Raw genomic sequence first — 21,371 nt, 5'->3', positions numbered from 1 at the left:
CTCTCCCTGTGATATTTGGCCCGCACCGTAGCGCAGGCCTGTATCACCGCAAGCAGGCATTGGCGGGCGCGGGGTGCTATTTCAGGCGGGCCAGCAGCTCGGTGATCGGCACGAAGGCGAAGGCGACCGAACTGTCGGCAATGCCATAGGGCAGGAATAGCAGATCGCCGATCCGCATTGCGCCGCAGGTATAGACCACATTGGGCACATACCCCTCCCGGTCCGCATCCGCTGCGGCCAGGATGGGTTCGCTGGACCGTGCGATGACCTTGGATGGATCATCCTTGTCCAGCAGCACAGCACCGATTGAATATTTGCGCATCGCACCCACGCCATGGGTAAGCAGCAGCCAGCCTTCGTCCAGCTCGATCGGCGATCCGCAATTGCCGATCTGCACGAACTCCCATGGGTATTTGGGGGCCAGCAGCTTTTCGCCGCCATCCCAATGTTCCAGCGAGTCCGATTGCAGCAGGAACAGATTTTCCCCGTCCTGCCGGCCGATTGCCATATAGCGGTTGCCGATCTTGCGCGGGAACAGGGCAATGCCTTTATTGCGCGAGGCCGCGCCGGCGATCGGGCGCAGATGAAATTCGCGCCAGTCATGCGTGCGTAGAAGCTCGGACTGGATCTCGCGCCCCGAATAGGCGGTATAGGTGCCCAACCACTCCATGCTGCCATCATCATGGGTGAACTGCACCAGCCGCAGATCTTCCAGCCCATTGCGCTGCGCATCGGTGATGGGAAAGATCACGGTGCCGGACAGGGTGCTGTCGCGGTGGCGCAGCACGGTGACGGGACCTTCGGGAATTTCCTCTTCGCCCGTTGCCGTATCGGCGGCGGTGGCGAACGGCGGTTCGGGCGCAAGCTTCAGCTTGCCATCGTCGGTGGCGATGCCCTCGCGAAAAGCGACGGAGCTGATATGCCCCTCGCCCACCGTGCGCAGCGACATGATGAACCGGATGGACCCTTTGGGCATGCCGGTCTGGTCAAAATGCGGCACCACGCTGGGGTTCATGATGGCGGCGGCGGCATAGCTGTATTCGTGGCAGAAATAGGCACCGATCAGCTGCCGCTTGGTGTCGCCGATATCGCCCATCGGCGCTTCCATCTGGGCGTCAATCTCCTCAAAGCGGGACATGAACACGCGGCGCGTCTGCCAATGGCGCGGCTCGAAATCCTTCAATACGGCGGCCAGCTGCTTCTGCGCCTCGCGCTCGTCCATCTCCAGCACTTCGGACACCAGCCGTTCGGATCGGCTCATCGACAGGCCCTTGGCCTGCCAGGCGAGGTGGAAGGGACGGACCACCACGCGCGACGGATCGGCATAGAGGCGCAGCGGATGATTATGGGTGTCCAACATGGCCCCCGCTTGGAGACTGCGCGCCGCAATCTCAATGACTATTACGCCACCTGCGCATTTTCCGGCTGGCTGGAGACCGATGGCAGGCGCGCAATGGCGCAGCTGGACAGCTGCAGCGCCAGAATGGATTCCGCGCCCTGGTTGCGGTTCAGCCCCGTCGGCATCAGACCGTCATGACAGCTCTGATCGCCCGGACTGGCCACCATCAGGCCCAGATCATTGTCCCCCAGAAACCAGCGATAAGCGCGATGCGCCGCCTCTGCCCAGCGCGTCTGGCCGGTTGCATCATGCGCGGCGAGACAGGCGTCGATCACCGCCTGCGCTTCCAGCGGTTGCTGGTCGAAGCGTTGCGGGGCCTGGAACTGGCGGCCGAAGCTATCCGAACCAATGGCGCGGAAATGGCCCTCGGGCGCATGTTGCTGCGCCAGGATCCAGTCCAGCGTCTCCAGCCCGCAATCGACATAATCCTGCCGCCCCAGCACCATGCCCGCGCGGATCAGGGCCTCTGGCAGGCGCGCATTGTCATAAGCCAGCATCGCTTCGAACCAGGGCCAGTCCGGCCGGCGCGTAGCCTCCAGCAACCGCAGCAGCTCGTCACCGAAGCGGTTCAGCAGGTCGGTGGAGATATCATGCCCCCGCTTGACCTGCGCCATGGCCGCCGCGCCCAGCATGACGAACGCCATCGCCCGCGGAGAGCCGACATGGCCAAGCGAGGGCGCAGCCTGATCGTACAGCCAGGCCGCCCATTCGCGGTGACGCGGTTCAGCCGCTTCCAGCGCCGCCACGCCCAGCGCCCAGACGCCCCGCCCGCTGCTGTCTTCGGAACCTTCGCGTTCCAGCCAGCGCCGGTCAAACCCCATGAAGTTGCGAAACAGCTTGGCATCGCCATTCCAGGCATGCTGCAGAAAGGCGGCGTAGACATTGGTCCAGTGCGCCCGGTCATCGGGATCCATTTCGGGCAGGCGGCACATCAGGATCAGCGCGCGCGCATTGTCGTCCAGACAATAGCCATGGTCACGGTCCGGCACGGAATAGAGCCCGTGCTGCAGCATGCCGGTGGCATCGCTCATGCGCAGAACCGCAGCGGGGTCTGGCGCAAGATAATCGGCAGTCATCGGCGTGACGAGCCGGATGCGTTTGGCCCGCGCAATCTCTTCGAAGAAGCCGATGGCCCGGTGAGCCATCCGCTCCCAGACCATCGTCCGGCCCAGCGAATAGGCGCGATGGGCCAGGCGCAACCTGGCCTCCTCATCGCCCAGCAGGCGCGAGACTTCGCTCGCCAGTCCCTTGCTGTCGCCAAAATCCACCAACAGGCCATGCTCTCCGGCCAGGATCTCGCGCGCATGGACATAGGGCGTGGAGACCACCGGCTTGCCCATGCTGACGGCATAGCTCAACGTGCCGGACGTGATCTGACCCTCTTTCAGATAGGGCGTCACATACACATCGGCGGCCTGCAGCCAGTCGAGCAGATCGGGCGTATCGACAAAGGCGTCGATGAAGCGCAGCTGCGCGGAGACGCCCAGCGACGCCCCGAGCGCGACCAGTTTTTCGCGATAGGCTTCGCCCTCATGGCGTTTCAGATTGGGGTGGGTCGCGCCCAGCACGATATAGAGCGCATCGGGATGGTCCGCGACGATGGCGGGCATGGCCGAGATCATCGTCTCAATGCCCTTGTCCGGCGCCAGCAGACCGAAGGTGAGGATGACCTTGCGACCGGCAAGATCAAAACGCGGCTTCATCTCTTCCGGGTCGACGAAGGCGCGGTCCGGCACGCCATGCGGGATCACCTCAATCATGCCAGCCGGCACATCGAAGATGTCCTTCAAAATGGTACGCCCCTTGTCGGCCATCACGATCAGCTTGGACGAGCGCGCGATCAGCCTGTTCAGCACGCGCCGTTCGTCGGCGGACGGATTTTCCAGAAGGGTGTGCAAGGTGGTGACGATGGGGATCGACACCGCATCGATCAGGTCCAGCAGATAGTCGCCAGCCGCCCCGCCATAGATGCCATATTCATGCTGGATCCAAAGCATGTCCGCGCCAGACCGGCCAATCGCGCGCCCGGCCTCGCCATAGGCGGCGCGCGCATGCATCGGGATGGCATGCACGTCGTCCGCATAGGCGATGCCGGTGCCGTCATCCATCGCATAATGATCGAGCCTTATGTCCGGAAAGGCGCTGCGGACCGCATTGGCGGTGTCGCTGGTGAAGGTCGCCAGGCCGCAGCGGCGGGGCAAAGCATTGCCGATCAGGGCGATATGCCCGATCCGAGGCTTGATGGGAGCTTGCGCGTCGATCATGTCAGGCCCGTTCCTATGTGAAGGGCCCGGCCCGTTTCGCGCCTATGCGCGTTCCAGACCAGGTGCCCTAACAATGCATGACAGACGCTTTTGGTTGCAATGCAGCATAGGTTAAGCCCAGCCGCTTGGCAGCGGCGGACACCCGTTTAAGGCCTTGTTTTTAGGCTGTTATCGACGTTTCACCCATGCCGGTCAGCTGGCACGCTCCACGCTGATCCTGGTGGTCTCACCGTCAATCTGGAACGCTTCGGCGCTAACCCCCGGATCGCCGATGTTGAGCGCGTTGCCCAGCGTCTCACCCAGCACATAGTCGCGGTGGGTTTCCAGCGCGCGGGCGAGATCGCCCTCCGCCTCGGCGCGGATCACGATACGGTCCGACACGTCCAGCCCGGCGGCCTTTCGGCTGTCCTGCACATGGCGCACGAAATCGCGCGCCCGCGCCTCGTCCCGCAGATCGTCGTCCAATTCCAGATCGAGCACTACGGTGCCGCGCCCACCGTCGAACATCTGCGCATCCTGCTGCTCGTTGGAGGTCGTGACGCGCAGATCATAATCCTCCTCGCCAATTTCCACGCCGGCAATCTCCACGATGCCATCGTCGCGCCGTGTCCATTCGCCCTTCTTGGAGGCGGTGATGACGTCCTTCATCTTCGGCCCCAGCTGCTTGCCGATGCGGCGCGGATCGATCTTGAGCACCAGATCGCCAACCGATGTCGGGTCCGTCTCGAAGGCGAGCGTCTTGATATTGAGCTCGTCCGCGATGGTATCCGCGAACGGCCGCAGGCGATCGACCTCGGGATGGGCGATGGTCATCTGCCGCAGCGGCTGGCGCAGGCGGATCTGCTGGCGCACGCGCGTGGACAGCCCGGCCCCGCACACATCGCGCGCCAGATCCATGTCGCGGATCAGATCCACCTCCTGCGGGAAGGCGGACACATCTGGCCAGCTGGCCAGATGCACCGATGTCTCGCCGGTCAGCCCACGATAAATGGTTTCCGTCACGAACGGCATCAGCGGCGCGAGCGCCTGGCTCACCGTCACCAGCATGGTGTAGAGCGTGTCGAAGGCATCGCGCTTGTCGTCGGTGACTTCCGCGCCCCAGAAGCGCGCGCGGTTGCGGCGGATGTGCCAGTTGTTGGACACCTCGAGAAACGGCCCGATCAGCGCATATGCACCGGGAATATCGTTCGCCTCCAGCCGCGCCGTCAGCGTCTCCACTAGCTCGCGCGTCTTGGCCAGGATATAGCGGTCATGCTCGTCCTTGCTGTCGGCACGCAGCGCAGCCTTGTAGCCATCGGCATTGGCGTAGAGCGTGAAGAAATAGGTGGCGTTCCACAGCGGCAGGATCGTGCGGCGCAGCGCATCCTGCACGCCGCGCGAATCCGAATGGATGATCAGATCGCCGCCCGAAAGAAGTGAGCTGCTGAGCATATAGACGCGCAGCGCATCGGAGCCATATTCGGACAGCACTTCCACCGGGTCGGGATAATTCTGCAGCCGCTTGGACAGCTTCTGCTTGTCCTCGCCCAGCACCACGCCGTGGCAGATCACGCTCTTGAACGGCGCCTTGTCGAACAGCGCGGTGGACAGCACCATCAGCGTGTAGAACCAGCCGCGGGTCTGAGCCATATATTCCACGATGAAATCGGCCGGGAAGTTCGCCTCGAACTGCTCCTTATTCTCGAACGGGTAATGCAGCTGCGCGAACGGCATCGATCCGCTGTCGAACCAGACATCCAGCACCTCGGTCACGCGGCGCATGGTGGATTTGCCGGTGGGGTCGTCCGGATTGGGGCGGGTGAACTCGTCGATATGCGGGCGGTGCAGATCGGCAGGGCGACGGCCGAAATCGGCCTCGATCTGGTCCAGCGAACCATAGACGTCGATGCGCGGATATTGCGGATCGTCGCTCATCCACACCGGGATGGGGCAACCCCAGAAGCGGTTGCGGCTGATATTCCAGTCGCGCGCATTCTCCAGCCAGTTACCGAACAGACCGTCCTTCACATGCCCCGGAATCCAGTCGATACCCTGGTTGAGCTCGACCATCCGGTCCTTGAACGCCGTCACCTCGACATACCAGGCGTCGATCGCCTTGTAGATCAGCGGCGTGTCCGTGCGCCAGCAGTGCGGATAATTATGCAGATAGGTTTCGTGCCGCAGCACAACGCCATCCGCCTTCAGATCCTTGATGATGTCCTTGTTCGCATCGAAGATGTTCATGCCCTGATAGGGCGGCACTTCGGATGTGAAATTGCCCTGATCGTCGACCGGCGCGATCAGCGGCAGGCCGTTGGCGCGGCCCAGCTCCATATCGTCCTCACCGAAGGCGGGCGCGGTGTGGACGATGCCGGTGCCGCTTTCCAGCGTGACATAATCGGCGGCGAAGACCTGAAACGCATTCTGGGCATCGGCAAAGAAGGGGAATAGCGGCTCGTAGAAACGGCCCGCCAGCTCCGCACCGGTGATGCTACCGACCTGTTCATAGGCTTCCAGCTCGGTGGCATAGGCCTCGACCAGCGCCTCGGCGACGACGACATGCTCGCCGTCCTTCTCCAGGATCGCATAATCGAAGCTGGGGCCGACCGCGAGCGCGAGGTTGGACGGCAATGTCCACGGCGTGGTGGTCCAGGCGGCGAGATGCGCGGGCTTGCCATCCTTGAGCGGCTCCTTCAGCTTGAACAGCACGGTGAGCGCCGGGTCCTGCCGCTCCCGGTAGCTGTTATCCAGCCGCGTCTCGAAATTGGACAGCGGCGTCTGCATTGCCCAGCTATAGGGCACCACGCGGCTGCCGCGATAGACCAGCCCCTTGTCGTAGAGCGTCTTGAACGCCCACAGCACGGATTCCATGAACGTCGGGTCCATGGTCTTGTAATCATTCTCGAAATCGACCCAGCGGCCCATCCGCTCGACATAATATTGCCAGTCATTGGTGTAGCGCAGCACGGACTCGCGGCAATAATCGTTGAACTTGTCCATCCCGTAATCGAGGATGGCGATACGCCCGGAAATGCCGAGTTCCTTCTCCGCCGCCATCTCGGCAGGCAGCCCGTGCGTATCCCAGCCGAAACGCCGCTCGACCCGCCGCCCCTGCATCGTGCGGAAACGCGGCACCAGATCCTTCACATAGCCCGTCGCCATATGCCCATAATGCGGCAGACCATTGGCAAAGGGCGGGCCGTCGTAAAAGACGAACTGGTTGGTTTCGCCATCAATCTCGGCCGGACGCTCGTCCACCGACCGCTCGAAAATCTTCTCGTTTTTCCAGAACTCCAGCACGTCTGCCTCCATGCGCGGCACGTCTGGAGAGGGATCGATCACGGGATAGGGCGTGGATTTGGACAAGATGACGCTTTCGGTTGGAGGCCAAGAGGCAAGCCACCGTCAGGTAATCCGCACCGCGCGGCAATGCAACAAAGCTGGGCCTCGGCGGGCGCGGACCTCAACCGGTGAGATAGGGTGCCGCCAGCGCGCGGATGTCGACCTTCGCCTTCAACCGCGCGGCGAGCAGCGCCGTGCCGCTGATCTTGCGCTGGGCAAAGATCAGGTCTGCGGGCGGCAGATGCCAGGTGGCGCGGTCCTCGGCCATGTCCTGCCCCATTTCGGCCAGCACGGATACGAACGCACGGTCGCCGAAGTCGAAGCGGTCGGGCCGGCCGATCTCGACCAGGATGATGTCGATCATCCGGTCGACCAGCGCGCGGTGCTTGGCCGCCGCTGCCGGGCCGAGGAAACCCGCATCGATCGCCGCCTCGCGCACCTTGTCCCGGTCGCCTTTGAATACGGCGGAGAGCAATGTGCGATACGCCGCCGATACGCGCGGCTCGATGGCCCGCGACGCCCCGAAGTCGAGCAGGACCAGCCGCCCCTCGTCCGCCTGATAGCGATAATTGGCGAAGTTCGGATCGGTCTGCATATGGCCGAAATCGAACAGCTCGCGCAGGACCAGCTCGATCAGGTTGCCGATCACCGTATCGCGCACCGCCTGCGGCTCGGCTTCGATACTCTCGATCGGCGCGCCTTCGACAAAGGTCATGGCAAGAATGTCAGTCGTGGTGAATTCGGGATCCAGCCGGGGGACGATATAGCGCGGATCATCGGCCAGCAGCGCGGCAAAGCGTTCCAGCTCCTGCCCCTCTCGCTCATAATCGGCCTCCTCGCGCAATTGCGTCTTGGCTTCCGAAAGGAGCGGCGAAAGATCGAGCGATTTGGGCACAAGGCCACTGACGCGCAGCAGGGTCGCCACATTGTCAACATCGCTGTCGATGCTTCGGGCGACACCGGGATATTGCACCTTGATCGCCAGATCGCGCCCGTCTTTCGTCGTTGCGCGGTGCACCTGCCCGATGGAGGCGGCGGCCACCGGCGTTGGGCCGAATCGCGTGAAGCGCTGCCGCCAGTCCGGGCCCCAAGCGTCTGCGAGCACCGTCTTGAGCTGCCCCGGCGGCATATGCTGCGCCTGATCCCGCAGCCGCGCCATGATCATGGCCAGCTCGGGCGGCAGCATGTCGCCTGCGTCCATGGAAATCATCTGACCCAGCTTCATCGCCGCGCCGCGCAGATGGGCAAGCTGATCGGCCACCTTTTTGGCATTGCCGGGGGTCAGCAGCATATCGCTCATCCGAGGACGCTCGCCAGCGGCAAGTCTGCGCGCGCCTTCGCCGATCATCCCGCCGGCTACACCGCCTGCCAGCTTGCCGAACGAGCCGAGCCGGGACAGCCGACCGCTCGGCACCGCACGCTGGCGGCGCCGGTCCGCCGGGGCGTCATCATCGTCACCCATGACGCGCAGGACCGCCGCCAGCCTTGTCGCAACGCATCAAGAGCCTGTGCCCGCCCCGGTATCTGCGTCTGTCGCCGTTGGCGCGACGCCGGGAACGGCGCCATCTTGCACCTGCTGCTCCACCGGTGCATCGGCTGCCGCAGCATTTTCCTGTGACGCAGCATCATAATTCATGCCGTCCTGTTCGCCGGCCGATTCGGCGTCGGACGTGGCCGTCGCATTCTCGTCCGCCTGCGAGCACGCGGACAGAAGCAGAAGACCCGCCAAACCTATCGAGGCTGTTCTAAAAATCTGCATCTTGGCTGTCCTTTGCTGATGGTTAGCCCATCGTCGGAATGACGAAGGCGTCCTTGCTGTCCGCGTCTGCCGTGCCATCCGGCCAACGCTGGGTGATGGTTTTCACCTTGGTCCAGAACTTCACGCCTTCCATGCCATGCTGGTTGGTATCGCCAAAGGCCGAGCGCTTCCAACCGCCGAAGCTGTGATAGGCCACCGGCACCGGGATCGGCACGTTGATGCCGACCATGCCGACATTCACGCGGGCCGCGAATTCGCGAGCGGCATGGCCGTTACGCGTGAAGATAGCGACGCCATTGCCATACTGATGCTTGGAGGGCAGCGCGACGGCCTCGTCAAAGCTCTTGGCCCGCACGATCTGCAACACGGGGCCAAAGATTTCTTCCCTGTAGCTTTCCATTTCGGGCGTGACATGATCGAACAGACTGGGGCCGATGAAAAAGCCTTCTTCATGGCCCTGCAGCTTGAACCCGCGCCCATCGACGACCAGCTCCGCGCCCTCATCCACGCCCTTCTGGATCCAGTCTTCCACGCGCTTCTTGTGCGCGGCATTCACGACCGGGCCGTAATGCGCCTCGGCATCGGTGGAGACACCGACGCGCAGCGCCTCGATGGCGGGGAGCAGCTTTTCCTTGAGCCGCTCGGCGGTATCCTCGCCCACGGGCACGACCACGGGCAGCGCCATGCAGCGCTCCCCGGCCGACCCATAGGCCGCACCGCTGAGATCGCTGACCACCTGATCGAGATCGGCATCCGGCATTACGATACCGTGGTTCTTCGCGCCGCCCATGGCCTGCACGCGCTTGCCCGCCGCGACGCCGCGCTGATAGACATAATGCGCGATGTCCGAACTGCCGACGAAGCTGACCCCGCCGATCGCCGGATGATCGAGGATGGCGTCGACCATCTCCTTGTCGCCCTGCACCACCTGCAAAATTCCTTCCGGCGCACCGGCTTCGAGGAACAGTTCGGCCAGACGGCGCGGCACGCTGGGGTCGCGCTCGCTGGGCTTCAGGATAAAGGCATTGCCCGCTGCGATGGCTGGGCCGAACATCCACATCGGGATCATCGCGGGGAAGTTGAACGGCGTGATGCCCGCGCCGATGCCGAGCGGCTGGCGCATCGAATAGACATCGATACCGGGGCCGGCACCTTGGGTATATTCCCCCTTCAGCACATGCGGAATGCCGCAGCAGAATTCGATCACGTCGAGCCCGCGCTGCACATCGCCGCGCGAATCCGCGATCACCTTGCCATGCTCGGAACTGAGCATTTCGGCGAGGTTTTCCATGTCCGCCTCGACCAGTTGCTTGAACTTGAAAAACACGCGCGCACGGCGCTGCGGATTGGTCGCCGCCCATTCGGGCTGCGCCGCCCGCGCCGCCGCCACCGCTTTGTCGAGCAGCGCAGCATCGCCCAACGGGACCTTGGCCTGCACGCTGCCGTCATTGGGATTGAACACATCCGATGTGCGTGATCCCCCGCCACTGCTTTCGCCGGCAATGAAATGGTCGATAATGCGCATGGATGTCTCCTGAGAATGTCGTCGATTATACGTATAACGTGCGAAGCGCCTAGGCGTTCGCTCTAGAAAGCACGACTTCGTGCCCGAACAAGATTGCAGCCCCTGTGCGGTTTATTTCTTCAGCCGCTCGGCATGCCAGCGGACATGATCGCCCAAAAAGGTAGAGATGAAATAATAGCTATGGTCATAACCCTCGCGCATGTTGAGGGTGAGGTCGATCCCGGCCTTGTGGCAGGCTTCCTGCAGCAATTGCGGTTTCAGCTGTTCTTCCAGAAACTGATCCGCCGTGCCCTGCTCCACCAGCAGCTCCGGGACGCGGGCGCCATCGGCAATCATCGCGCAGGCATCGTGCAAGCGCCAGGCGGCACGGTCATCGCCGAGATATTTGCCCAGCGCCTTTTCACCCCAGGGGCAGTTGATCGGCGATACGACAGGCGAAAAGGCGGAGACGGAGCGAAACCGCTCGCCGCCGCGCAGACCGATGGTCAGCGCGCCATGGCCGCCCATCGAATGCCCGGTGATCGATTGGCGCTGCATATCCGCCATCGGGAAATTCTTGGCAATCAGCGCGGGCAGCTCGTCCTCAATATAACTGCGCATACGAAAATGTTTGGCCCAGGGCTCCTCGGTCGCATCGACATAAAAGCCCGCGCCCTTGCCGAAGTCGTAGACATCCTCATCTGGCACATCCTCACCGCGCGGGCTGGTGTCGGGCGCGATAAAGATGATGCCCTGCTCCGCGCAGGCGGCGCGATATTCGCCCTTCTCGGTCACATTCGCATGCGTGCAGGTGAGCCCGGAAAGGTACCAGAGCACGGGGAGCTTCGCGCCTTCCTCATGCGGCGGCACGAAGACCGAGAAGACCATGTCCGTACCGGTGCTTTCACTCGCATGTTTGTAGACGCCCTGCTGCCCGCCATTGGCCTTGTTGATTGCACTGGTATCCATGCTGCCGCCGTCCTTGCTCATCGAAAAATCACCGTCTTTCCATCATTCAAAAATACACGGCGCGCGCCGACCGCATCGACGGCGCGCGACAGCACCCGGCTTTCTATGTCACGCCCGATGCGGATCATGTCGTCCACCGAATCCCGGTGATCGACCCGCTCCACCGCCTGTTCGACGATCGGGCCTTCGTCCAGCTCCGACGTCACGAAATGCGCCGTCGCACCAATCAGCTTCACGCCGCGCGCATGCGCCCGATGATAAGGCCGCGCGCCTTTGAAACCCGGCAGAAAACTGTGATGGATATTGATGCAGCGCCCGGCCAGCCGCTCGACCAGATCGGACGAAAGAACCTGCATATAGCGCGCCAATATCAGATAATCGGCGCCGCTCTCCTCCATGATAGACAGGATCGCCGCTTCCTGTGCAGGCCTGCTGGCATCATCCACCGGCAGATGATGGAAAGGCAGCCCATGCCATTCGGTCATTGCGCGCAGATTGTCATGATTGGAGACCACCGCCGCCATATCCATCGCCAGCGCGCCGCTCGCCTGCCGGTGGAGCAGATCGGCGAGACAATGCGATCCGCGCGAAACCGCCACCACAGCGCGCGGCTTGTCGCGGGCCTGCGTCAGCGTCCAGTCCAGCGCCAGCGCAGCTGCCACGGGCGCAAAGGCCGCGTGCATCCGCCCTGGTGGCGGAAACCGCTCTCCGCGCGGCACGAACCGTACCCGCATGAAAAAACGGTCCGTCTCCAGATCGGCATATTGCTGGCTGTCGACGATGAACCCGTCATGATCCGCCAGAAAACGGCTGACACCGGCAACGATCCCCACCCGGTCAGCGCAGCTGAGGGTGAGGATCCATTCGTCGCTCATGGACAGCCGATCATCAGCTGGCGAGGCGATGCATCGCGCAGACCTTGTTGCCGGCCGGATCGCGCAGATAGGCCAGATACAGCTTCATGCCCGCGCCCTCACGGATGCCCGGCGGATCTTCGATCGCGGTGCCGCCTGCTTCCAGTCCTGCCTTGTGCCACGCATCGGCCTGTTCCGGGCCGTCGGCGGCAAAACCGATCGTGCTGCCATTGCCGCAACTGGCGGGCTGGCCGTCGATCGGCTTGGTCAGCAGGAAGATCGAGCCGCCATGCATATAGACGACGCGCCCCTTCGGATCGACCATGCCGGGCTTGCCGCCCAGGGCGCCGATGACCGCGTCATAAAATTTCTTGGAGGCGTCGATATCATCGGCGCCGAGCATCACATGACTGAACATAAGTAGATCATCCTTCCTTGATTACGCCGGTCAGCGGCGCTCCTTTTTATCCTTGATGGGGGATCAATACACGACCACGCCGCGGATGCTCTCCCCTTTGTGCATCATGTCGAAACCCTTGTTGATCTCGTCCAGCGAGAATTTGTGCGTGATCATCGGGTCGATCTCGATCTGCCCGTTCATGTACCAGTCCACGATCTTGGGCACATCGGTGCGCCCGCGCGCGCCGCCAAAGGCCGATCCCCGCCAGTTGCGCCCGGTGACCAGCTGGAACGGCCGCGTGCTGATTTCCGCGCCCGCCTCGGCCACGCCGATAATGATGCTTTCGCCCCAGCCCTTGTGGCAGCATTCCAGCGCCTGGCGCATGACATCGGTCTTGCCGATGCATTCGAAACTGTAATCCGCGCCGCCTTCGGTCAGCTTCACGATCCGCTCCACGATATCGCCGCCGTCCTTGGGGTTGAGGAAATCGGTCATGCCGAATTTCTCGCCCCATTCGGCGCGGTCCGCATTGATGTCGATGCCCACGATCTGCTTGGCGCCGGCCATCCGTGCGCCCTGGATCACGTTGAGGCCGATGCCGCCAAGACCGAACACCACCACACGGCTGCCCGGCTCCACCTTGGCCGTGTTCACCACCGCGCCGACGCCCGTGGTCACGCCGCAGCCGACATAGCAACTGGTGTCGAACGGCGCATCGTCGCGGATCTTGGCCACCGCGATTTCCGGCAGCACCGTGAAGTTCGAAAAGGTCGAGGTGCCCATATAATGGTAGATTGTCTCGCCCTTGTAGCTGAACCGCGACGTGCCGTCCGGCATCAGCCCCTCACCTTGGGTGGACCGGATACGCTGGCACAGATTGGTCTTGGGGTTGAGGCAATATTCGCAGGTCCGGCATTCCGGCGTGTAGAGCGGGATGACGTGATCGTCCTTGGCCACGCTGGTCACACCCGCGCCCACTTCGCGCACGATACCGGCGCCTTCATGACCCAGCACGGCGGGGAACTTGCCCTCCGGATCGGCGCCGGACAGCGTATAGGCATCGGTATGGCACAGCCCGGTGGCCATCAGCTCCACCAGCACCTCGCCCTCGCGCGGGCCCTCCAGATCCAGCTCGACGATCTCGAGCGGTTGCTTGGCTTCAAAGGCGACGGCGGCGCGGGTCTTCATGGGCAATCCTGTTCATCTGGGATGTCATCTGTCTGTTCAACCGGATGACAGAAAGCCGGTTCCCGCGAAACCCCGCCCCTGCAAAAACATAACCGCCCAAACCGGCCATGCAAAATAGGCGGCGCGAACCCCACAAGCGATTGCCCGCTTGGCGAGCCGCCCACACGCTGCTAAGCGCTCCCATCAGGCACCCGTAGCTCAGCTGGATAGAGCGCTGCCCTCCGAAGGCAGAGGCCACAGGTTCGAATCCTGTCGGGTGCACCACGTTTTCAATGACTTAAGCCTGCGCAGTTTGTTCCTTATGGAATGAGTATGGAAAATAGGGGGCCTGAGCAGCCGCCGTTTTCCTGCCATCCAGCAATCGATAATCGCGAAGGCCTTGAGTCCGGGGATGCCAATAGCATGCTCGAAAATCGTTAGAATTCCCCCATTCCTGAATGAACTCTTATAGGGAAATGCTAATGGCGTGCCCCAAAAGTGGCAGAATCCCGTTATTCATGCGTGCGTGGGTTGTGTCCCCCTTTGCTGGGTCCGATGCGCAGCATCGGGGCCCTTACTATAGGCCAGCAGAACTCGAGCGGCTGGCAGTCCAGATTTTCGCGGGTCCTACCTTCCGGATGCGCTAGCATGAAGCGCAAGCAAGCCGCTTTTTGCGCGCCTGACCTGCATTCAGGCATCAGGTTCAGTTAGAAGTTAGAGCTTGAGCAATGGCGAATGCCTGCTTGAGGAGGCCGGACTTTATGGTTCACAGACAACTCGTGGAGATTGGCAAAATTCAATCGCCATTTCAGAACCTTGTCCCGCGATGAGTTGTCTACGGCTCGGCGCAAACCCGCTCTACCCGTAGACGAATTGATTTCGCCCAAACTTGATTTCGTCATAACTTATAATGACTTAAGTCCCGAGTTCTCGGGGTAGGGTGTGCTCGCCAGATTTCGAATTGCGTTTAGTTTGCCGATTGTCTGCAGATCCTTCGGTTGCGCCAATCTGGAAAACCTCAGCGGTGAGGGAGCCGCGCGGCGATTGAGCGCGCAAATGTCAGCTTTGCGCCCCATAATTTGGTCATTCGAGACGGCCCGGCGGTTTCCAGAAAGCTGCCGTTCGTTCAAAATCGCGGAAGTGGCAGCTAAACGATGGCTTAGGCTGGACTCGGTCAATGATAGCAAAAGAAGGTAACGTGCTTATTGCGAATGCTTCCCAATATCTCTAAGGGGGCTCGCATAATGACGCCTAACAGGGATATTCGAATGTCTGCCTCTTCCAAAATTGCCCTCGCGCTTGCCATGATTGCGCCTGCCGGCATCGCGCACGCCCAGATTGAGCAAGCCGATCCACCCGCACGTGACGATAATGAAATTGTTGTCAGTGGCTATTTCGAGACGGTCACAGCTGGCACAAAAACAGACACACCATTGATCGAGGTTCCACAGCCTGTCAGCGTCATTCCGGACGATATCTTTCTAGACCAAGGTTCGCTGAATATTGCGGAGACCCTGCGCTATGTCTCTGGGGTGCAAAGCTCGGCTTATGGACTGGACAGCCGTGTGGATTCACAGTTCATTCGTGCCATCAATCCGGTGCAGTATCGCGATGGCATGCGTGAGCTATTTGGATTTTATAACAGCATTCCTGCTGACCCTTATGCCTTTTCCCGCGTGGAAGTCGTGCGCGGCCCGGCCTCTGTGCTTTTCGGTCAGGGCAGCATCGGAGGGCTGATCAATCTGGTATCGAAGAAGCCGGAATTCGCATTCGGTGGTGAGGTGTCGGTGCGCTATGGATCGTTCGATCGCAAGGAAGTGCTGGCTGATATCACCGGGCCCGTCAGCGATACGGTTGCGGTTCGCCTGACCGGTCGGTTACGCGATTCCAATACACAGACTGATTTCGTAACCGATGATCGTTTGTTGATTGCACCATCGATCACCTGGCAGCCAACGATGGATACCAGCATCACGCTTATTGGCAATTACCAGGAAGATGACGGCGGATCGGTGCAACAGTTCCTGCCGCTCAATACCGTCATCTCCGATAATGAACCGGGCAGCGCGCAGGATATCGATCCCAACCCGAATGGCCGCCTGCCTTTCTCCACATTCATTGGCGAGCCTGGCGATCCCTATGACGGGCGTATCCTGTCAGGCACCGCATTGCTCGAACATCGTTTCAACGATGTTGCCGCATTGCGGTCGCGCGTTCGATATATCGACAGCGACATCAATTCCGTTGTTCGCTACCCCAATAACTACAGCAATCCGTTCAATCCGTTTTTAGATGCGGATCAGCGTATCATTGGTCGCTACAGCGCGGCGGATCAGGGTGGTATCAACGTCTTTTCAGCCGATACCGGCCTAGGTTTGAACTTCAACACTGGCGCAGCCATTCGCCATGAGCTGTTGGTAGGCGTTGATTATCTATGGAATGAAACCACCAGGCGCAGCGGTTTTGCCGTCGATACCATCGATCTTTATGCCGATACCATCAGCAACGGTTTTCCGGCGCCGGCGCTCGGAGATGCCAGTGTCTCCTCCCAGGAGCAGCTCGGGATCTACGCACAGGATCAGATTTCCATTGGCGATCGCGTGCATATCGTGATTGGTGGCCGAAAGGATTGGGTCGATGATCTAGGCACCACCGGTGTCGAGCAGGAGACGGATGCTTTCACTTGGCGGGCCGGCATCATCGGTGAGCTGGCTTTCAACGTCCACCCGTTCTTCAGCTACACCGAGAGCTTCCTGCCAGTCGCCGGGTTCGGCCGCGATGGTAATGGCTTCCGTCCGCAGCGTGGCAAGCAGTTTGAGATCGGTGCCAAATGGCGGCCTGACTCTTATACGCTGGTTACCGTGACGGGTTATGACATCACCGAACAGAACCGGCTGATCAACGACCCGGCCGATCCGACGAACCGGATCCAGGCAGGTGAGCTGCAATCGCGCGGCGTAGAGTTCGAAGCACGGCGTATCCTGCCTGGCAACTTCACCATGCTGGCCAACTACAGTTACAATGAAGCAGAATTGACGCAGGCAAGCGCTGCCTTTCAGATCGGCGAGCAGCTGGAAAATGTGCCCAAACACAATGCCTCACTGTGGCTCTCCAAACTGATCCCGATAAATGATTGGTCGCTCGAACTTGGCGGCGGTGCGCGCTATGCTGGCGAGAACTTCTCCCGCAGCGCGGTCAACATTGTCCGCACGCCTGACGTGACGACCTTCGATGCTTTTGCTAGAATTGCCTTTCAGAAAACTAGCATTGCAGTCAATGCCACCAACCTGACTGACGAGCGCTACCCTGCTGCCTGTCTGGCACGGGGCGACTGCTTTCTTGGCGCCGTGCGCAATGTGTTCATTACGCTGACCCAGGGCTTCTGATGTTGCCATCGCAGCCTCTATCACTTTTCGCAGCCCTAGCGGTCATCGCTATATTACTCTTACGCAGCGCATGGAGACGCCGGCCGAAATGGCCAGTCGCAGCTGGTTGGGCCGCCCTCTCGTTGGCCATGGTCGGCGCCGCGAATAGCGCGGGAGCATGGGGCGTCACTGTTACGAGCCTTTGGCCGATCGGGACGGCGCTTGGTCTGTTAGCGGTTGCCGCATGGCGGTCACCCCGATCTGCTTCTGTCAGATATCGTGCTGCACGCAGCACAGCACCGCCGGTAGAGCAGCGCGATATCAGCCGACGCCTCACCACCTTTCTTATCCTGACGATTGGTGCCTTGGCGGCTTCCCTAGCTTTGGCTCTCGGCGTCCGATTGCTCTTTCAAACGGCGGGCAATAGCGATGCTGACGCCAATGCGGCGATGTTGTTGCTGCTGCCAGTTCTCTGGGCGATCCTAACATTTGTGCTGCTCATTCTGACGTCACGCAAGCAGCAGTTCGGTGTTCTCGCCGCTTGCCTTGCTTGTGTCATTCCAGCGCTAGGATAGGGATTATCATGAGCGAAACTGCAGCGTCATCATCCTTGGCAGCGGTAAAGAAGGTGCTTTCCGCCCATTCGGCTATCGGACTGGTGGTCAGCGCCTTGCTATACATCGTCTGCGTCACCGGCGCGGTTTCTGTGTTGTATCCCGAACTGCAACGGTTGGAACAGCCGAACGCCCCTGAAATGACGTCGATTGCCCCAGGCATGGTGCAAAAAGCGGTCGAGAACGTGCTAACGCAGGAACGCGCTGCCGGCGTAGCGCCAACGACGCATCTCTACGTCCACCTTCCCGCCGAAGATCTACCACGCACCACAATCACGACGGATAGCGGCGCCGTCCACATCGATCGCGACGGATCGATCGCCATGCCCGAGCAAATTGCCTGGTCTGATTTCCTCATCGCACTCCATTATACGCTAAGCCTGCCGAGCATCTGGGGGCTAACTTTGGTCGGTGTGCTGGGCGTCATGCTGATAGCGCTGGCGATGACCGGGGTGGTTGCGTTGCCGCGCATTTTCCGTGACGCGTTCAGATTAAAGGCGCGCAGTGGCAGCGGCGTAGCGCTGGCCGATTGGCACAATCGCCTGAGCACCTGGACGCTGCCATTTGCACTGGCGCTCGGCTTTACGGGTGCTGCCATTGGTCTCGGCTCGATCGGGGCCTGGACCATCGCGAAGGTCGATTATGATGGAGACACGCAGGCAGTATTCAGCTCGATTTTCGGGGAAGAGCGCGCGGGCCGCAAAAGCTTCACGGGCATGCCGGACGTGGCTGGGCCACTGTCACAGATGCAATCGAACTACCCGGATGTGCTTCCGACCTATGCCATTCTGCACGATCCGCTGCAGCCGGGCCAGCACGTCCAGGTCGTCGCAGAACATTCCCGACGCCTTATTTTCGGGGAATATTATGAATTTGATGCCGAGGGCAATTTCCGCGGCACAGCCGGCCTCGCCGATGGTGACATCGGACGTCAGGCTGCCGCCTCCAACTATAAACTGCATTTCGGCAATTTCGGCGGCTTACCCGTTAAGATCGCTTATCTGGTATTCGGAGCCGCGCTGAGTGTCGTGTGTGCGACGGGCATGTTTATTTGGCTCGCGAAACGCCGCCGCAAAGGCCATGTGGAGCCGGCCCTGCACGCCGCATGGCACGGCGTGGTGTGGGGGTGCCCAGCCATGCTGCTCGCCACGGCCTTTGCCCGCATCACGCTTGGCAATGACGCTCCATTTATCGCGATCTTCTGGGTCGGCCTTGGCCTGACTATCACGCTATCGGCACTCTGGGGCATGCGAAACAAACTTAAACCAGGCCCATCATCTGAACGCGACCGATGCACAAAAATTAGCACTTAAATTTCGACCGCTTTGACTAATCGAAAAGCTACGAGCCGCCAGTCCACTGTCGGCCCAGTTCCGGCCGGTCCGCTGAGCGCCCCAATTGTAATCACTCGAGGCTGCATAGCGTGACCTGTACGCTGCCATTCGTCCAGGGTCGCTGGAATGGGAATTGGACTCTCCGTTCCGGTCGCTCGCCTACGGTACTATCTTCCTAAGAACTGCCATCGGTTCCGCAAATGCTGGCGGATCCTAGACCTCGACATATCGGGCGAGGACACTCTTAGCTGCGTTCGCCAAGCACAGCCCTGCAGCCTATCGGCCACAAACGTTTCTCGCGATCATCGGTGAGCCAAGATGGCTCCGAAAGGACGCGAAGTCACGTAAGTTCGATGATTTCATAGTCTTCAACGCGGGGTATATTGAGCACGATAAATTCGCCGCGCCGCGAGACAGGCATTGATTGGTTGGAGCGCAAGGCTCGGGCGCTGGAGAAATTGCCTTTCACTTCGACTTCGAAGCCGGCGACGGGCAGCGGTTCATGATAGGCTGTGCCGGAATGACCGGACATGTTGATCATGTGCAGGTGGTGCCGATTGTTTTGCCGCATGAGAGACATTTGCACCATGGAGTGCGCGTTGGTGCGCAGATCTCTTCCGCCCGGCAGCATGCGATCGATCAGATCGCGGAGGATACCCCGGTGGCTCTCCAGGCTATAGCGATGATAGAGGCCCGATATATCCCATGGGATCCATGCAATCGTCCCTCGACCGATCCGTTTGATCACCATTGCGGGCTTGCCGGTATCTTCCCAGCCTGCGCCGACAAACTCCGGCGGCGCGTAAAACGCGGGCGGAACGAAGGTCAGGGCGTCCTGGCCTGTCGCGGAAAGCTCAAGGAACTCCCCGTCCAGCATTGCGACGTCGAGGTCTTCCAGCGAGGCGAACAGGTCCTTGTCGCGGATAGTGACATAAGCGCCGTCCAGATCATCGTGGCGTTGCACGACGGGTGCAATCTCGAACTCGGGTTCCATCGTACCGGTGGCTATGACATTGCCGCCTTTCCTGATGAAATCCTGCAGCGCAAGCGGCACCGGACCGGTTGTGATGATGAGGTCGCAAGGCCGCGTTCCAAGCCAGTCCAGATGCGTCATTCCGGCAAACGGAATATGCTGCTCCGAAAGCAGCCGGAACATGCCCCTGTAGGATTCCGTCGATCCAGCGAAACCAGCGCCTGATTGCCCGCCCTGCGATGGCGTGAGCAGCATGACGCGCGCTTCGTTCACTTGACTGTGGTAATGCTCTTCATGGTCCTTGAGCCACGCGTAGATCGGCTCGCCCACCTCGACGGCTGACCGGTTCTTGAGATCGCCTATCGTACCGTTCAGGCTCATCGCGGCAAAACCGCCATGCGACACGCTTTGCCAGATACGGCTCGCGATTTCCTGCCTCGGAACGGACGAGAAGCGCCACGGAAAATCGAGGAATTGCATCGACTGGCACATCACCTCGGCCTGCGGATAGGAATTCCGCCATTTGTTCACATTGTCGCTAGCCATATAGGGCCAGAGCGGGAGGGGATTGTCGACAGCGGTGCTCGACTCTCCATAGACAATATCGGTGAGTGAAGGCGTGCCGCCGATAAGGGCCGCCGAGGGACGCTTCTTGCGCAGCAGGGAGATGATCTTTTCCGACGTTCTCCGGCCGCAATCCTGCATGAACCCCTGATATTCCGGGGTCCGCTCCATCGGTACCGGCGTGCCGTATTCTTTACGATACAAGGTCTGGCAGTTTTCGCACTGGCAGATACCCAGATCCCGGCCCGCATAGTCGCGCGACGGATTGAGGAAGTTGTTGAAGAAACACCCGTCCACATCGTAACGGTCGAGACCTTCGCCAAGTATCTCTACGGCTTTCTCCTGTATCCAGCCGCCGTTTATGCAGACTTGGTACAGGCCGTTGTGGATCGCCGGTCCGCCATCCGCCATCTTGAAAAACCATTCCGGATGAGCCTGGTAAACTTCGCGGCGAGCCTTGCTGAAGTCCCAGCGACTGACCACGCGAATACCGCGCGCGTGCGCTTCGGTGAGTATTTCGCCGAAGAGATCGCGACCTTCCGGAAGGTACTCGCTGACATGTGCGAACTCGATATCGGTTGGATAATAGGCCGTGATGCCACCAGCATTCACTAGCGCTGTGTTGACATGAAGCGCCTCGATCTCATCGACAAATATGACGGGATCTATCGCTGCGTCAGTTTCTCGCAGATTGGTTTGCAACCAGCGGATTGCCCGTCCTCTCCACCAGTCAGAGGATGGGCTAGCGGCACTTGCGAAGGCCATTCGCAAACCGCCCGCCGAAAAGGCCAGTCCTGCACCAGCTGCTGCGATCCCGGTTTTAATTAGGTTGCGCCTGTTCATATAAATGCCTCTTCGTTTATCTCTATCGTTCGCAAGACGCT

At 60.9% G+C, this 21,371-nt stretch carries 14 protein-coding genes and 1 tRNA gene; 4 read left to right on the top strand and 11 right to left on the bottom strand.

The window, feature by feature from the left end:
• Positions 1-76: 76 nt before the first annotated feature.
• From G410_RS0101640 to G410_RS0101595, 10 genes are all read right to left on the bottom strand, one after another.
• Complete coding sequence (locus tag G410_RS0101640; protein WP_022671919.1) at positions 77-1,360, bottom strand: glycoside hydrolase family 130 protein; 1,284 nt, start codon at positions 1,358-1,360, stop codon at positions 77-79.
• Between the two features lie 41 nt (positions 1,361-1,401).
• Positions 1,402-3,663: a glycosyltransferase family 4 protein gene (locus G410_RS0101635; protein ID WP_022671918.1), complete on the bottom strand. Its 2,262-nt coding sequence runs from the start codon at positions 3,661-3,663 to the stop codon at positions 1,402-1,404.
• Between the two features lie 192 nt (positions 3,664-3,855).
• The gene (gene ileS / locus G410_RS0101630; protein ID WP_022671917.1) at positions 3,856-7,008 is read right to left on the bottom strand and encodes an isoleucine--tRNA ligase; all 3,153 of its coding nucleotides are present in this window, start codon (positions 7,006-7,008) and stop codon (positions 3,856-3,858) included.
• A 97-nt stretch (positions 7,009-7,105) separates the two neighbouring features.
• On the bottom strand, positions 7,106-8,446 hold the full coding sequence (locus G410_RS0101625) for an ABC1 kinase family protein (protein WP_022671916.1): 1,341 nt from the start codon (positions 8,444-8,446) through the stop codon (positions 7,106-7,108).
• Between the two features lie 36 nt (positions 8,447-8,482).
• Positions 8,483-8,743, bottom strand: a complete 261-nt coding sequence (locus tag G410_RS0101620) for a hypothetical protein (protein ID WP_156851821.1) — start codon at positions 8,741-8,743, stop codon at positions 8,483-8,485.
• Between the two features lie 22 nt (positions 8,744-8,765).
• Entirely contained in the window at positions 8,766-10,268 is a 1,503-nt protein-coding gene (locus tag G410_RS0101615) for a CoA-acylating methylmalonate-semialdehyde dehydrogenase (RefSeq protein ID WP_022671914.1), read from the bottom strand.
• 111 nt (positions 10,269-10,379) lie between these two features.
• On the bottom strand, positions 10,380-11,216 hold the full coding sequence (gene fghA, locus G410_RS0101610) for an S-formylglutathione hydrolase (protein ID WP_028970929.1): 837 nt from the start codon (positions 11,214-11,216) through the stop codon (positions 10,380-10,382).
• A gap of 17 nt (positions 11,217-11,233) precedes the next feature.
• On the bottom strand, positions 11,234-12,091 hold the full coding sequence (gene purU / locus G410_RS0101605) for a formyltetrahydrofolate deformylase (RefSeq protein ID WP_022671912.1): 858 nt from the start codon (positions 12,089-12,091) through the stop codon (positions 11,234-11,236).
• 13 nt (positions 12,092-12,104) lie between these two features.
• Entirely contained in the window at positions 12,105-12,488 is a 384-nt protein-coding gene (locus G410_RS0101600) for a VOC family protein (RefSeq protein WP_022671911.1), read from the bottom strand.
• A gap of 63 nt (positions 12,489-12,551) precedes the next feature.
• Positions 12,552-13,658 carry an S-(hydroxymethyl)glutathione dehydrogenase/class III alcohol dehydrogenase gene (locus G410_RS0101595; RefSeq protein ID WP_022671910.1) on the bottom strand — a complete coding sequence of 369 codons (1,107 nt, stop codon included), beginning with the start codon at positions 13,656-13,658 and terminating at the stop codon, positions 12,552-12,554.
• 187 nt (positions 13,659-13,845) lie between these two features.
• Here G410_RS0101595 and G410_RS0101590 point away from each other — a divergent pair.
• From G410_RS0101590 to G410_RS15190, 4 genes are all read left to right on the top strand, one after another.
• Positions 13,846-13,922: transfer RNA gene (locus tag G410_RS0101590), tRNA-Arg, on the top strand.
• Between the two features lie 983 nt (positions 13,923-14,905).
• Positions 14,906-17,023: a TonB-dependent siderophore receptor gene (locus G410_RS0101585; RefSeq protein ID WP_022671909.1), complete on the top strand. Its 2,118-nt coding sequence runs from the start codon at positions 14,906-14,908 to the stop codon at positions 17,021-17,023.
• 122 nt (positions 17,024-17,145) lie between these two features.
• On the top strand, positions 17,146-17,577 hold the full coding sequence (locus G410_RS0101580; RefSeq protein WP_156851820.1) for a hypothetical protein: 432 nt from the start codon (positions 17,146-17,148) through the stop codon (positions 17,575-17,577).
• Between the two features lie 8 nt (positions 17,578-17,585).
• A complete protein-coding gene (locus tag G410_RS15190) occupies positions 17,586-18,929 on the top strand; it encodes a PepSY-associated TM helix domain-containing protein (RefSeq protein WP_084488860.1) in 1,344 nt (447 codons plus the stop codon).
• 361 nt (positions 18,930-19,290) lie between these two features.
• On the opposite strand, the gene G410_RS0101570 is transcribed toward G410_RS15190, so the two are convergent.
• Complete coding sequence (locus G410_RS0101570) at positions 19,291-21,330, bottom strand: alpha-amylase family protein (protein ID WP_084488858.1); 2,040 nt, start codon at positions 21,328-21,330, stop codon at positions 19,291-19,293.
• Positions 21,331-21,371: the final 41 nt, after the last annotated feature.

Origin of the sequence: Novosphingopyxis baekryungensis DSM 16222 (genome assembly GCF_000420305.1) — a bacterium.
Taxonomy (GTDB): domain Bacteria; phylum Pseudomonadota; class Alphaproteobacteria; order Sphingomonadales; family Sphingomonadaceae; genus Novosphingopyxis; species Novosphingopyxis baekryungensis.
The sequence above is the reverse complement of the archived record's forward strand: the minus strand, read 5'-3'. Positions and strand labels throughout refer to the sequence as shown.

Bases quoted from the DNA above. Each gene is read 5' to 3' on its own strand.
- fghA (WP_028970929.1), bottom strand. From the start codon at position 11,216: ATGGATACCAGTGCAATCAACAAGGCCAATGGCGGGCAGCAGGGCGTC.
- G410_RS0101640 (WP_022671919.1), bottom strand. From the start codon at position 1,360: ATGTTGGACACCCATAATCATCCGCTGCGCCTCTATGCCGATCCGTCG.
- G410_RS0101595 (WP_022671910.1), bottom strand. From the start codon at position 13,658: ATGAAGACCCGCGCCGCCGTCGCCTTTGAAGCCAAGCAACCGCTCGAG.
- G410_RS0101585 (WP_022671909.1), top strand. From the start codon at position 14,906: ATGTCTGCCTCTTCCAAAATTGCCCTCGCGCTTGCCATGATTGCGCCT.
- G410_RS0101625 (WP_022671916.1), bottom strand. From the start codon at position 8,446: ATGGGTGACGATGATGACGCCCCGGCGGACCGGCGCCGCCAGCGTGCG.
- G410_RS15190 (WP_084488860.1), top strand. From the start codon at position 17,586: ATGAGCGAAACTGCAGCGTCATCATCCTTGGCAGCGGTAAAGAAGGTG.
- G410_RS0101615 (WP_022671914.1), bottom strand. From the start codon at position 10,268: ATGCGCATTATCGACCATTTCATTGCCGGCGAAAGCAGTGGCGGGGGA.
- purU (WP_022671912.1), bottom strand. From the start codon at position 12,091: ATGAGCGACGAATGGATCCTCACCCTCAGCTGCGCTGACCGGGTGGGG.
- G410_RS0101635 (WP_022671918.1), bottom strand. From the start codon at position 3,663: ATGATCGACGCGCAAGCTCCCATCAAGCCTCGGATCGGGCATATCGCC.
- G410_RS0101600 (WP_022671911.1), bottom strand. From the start codon at position 12,488: ATGTTCAGTCATGTGATGCTCGGCGCCGATGATATCGACGCCTCCAAG.
- G410_RS0101620 (WP_156851821.1), bottom strand. From the start codon at position 8,743: ATGCAGATTTTTAGAACAGCCTCGATAGGTTTGGCGGGTCTTCTGCTT.
- G410_RS0101570 (WP_084488858.1), bottom strand. From the start codon at position 21,330: ATGAACAGGCGCAACCTAATTAAAACCGGGATCGCAGCAGCTGGTGCA.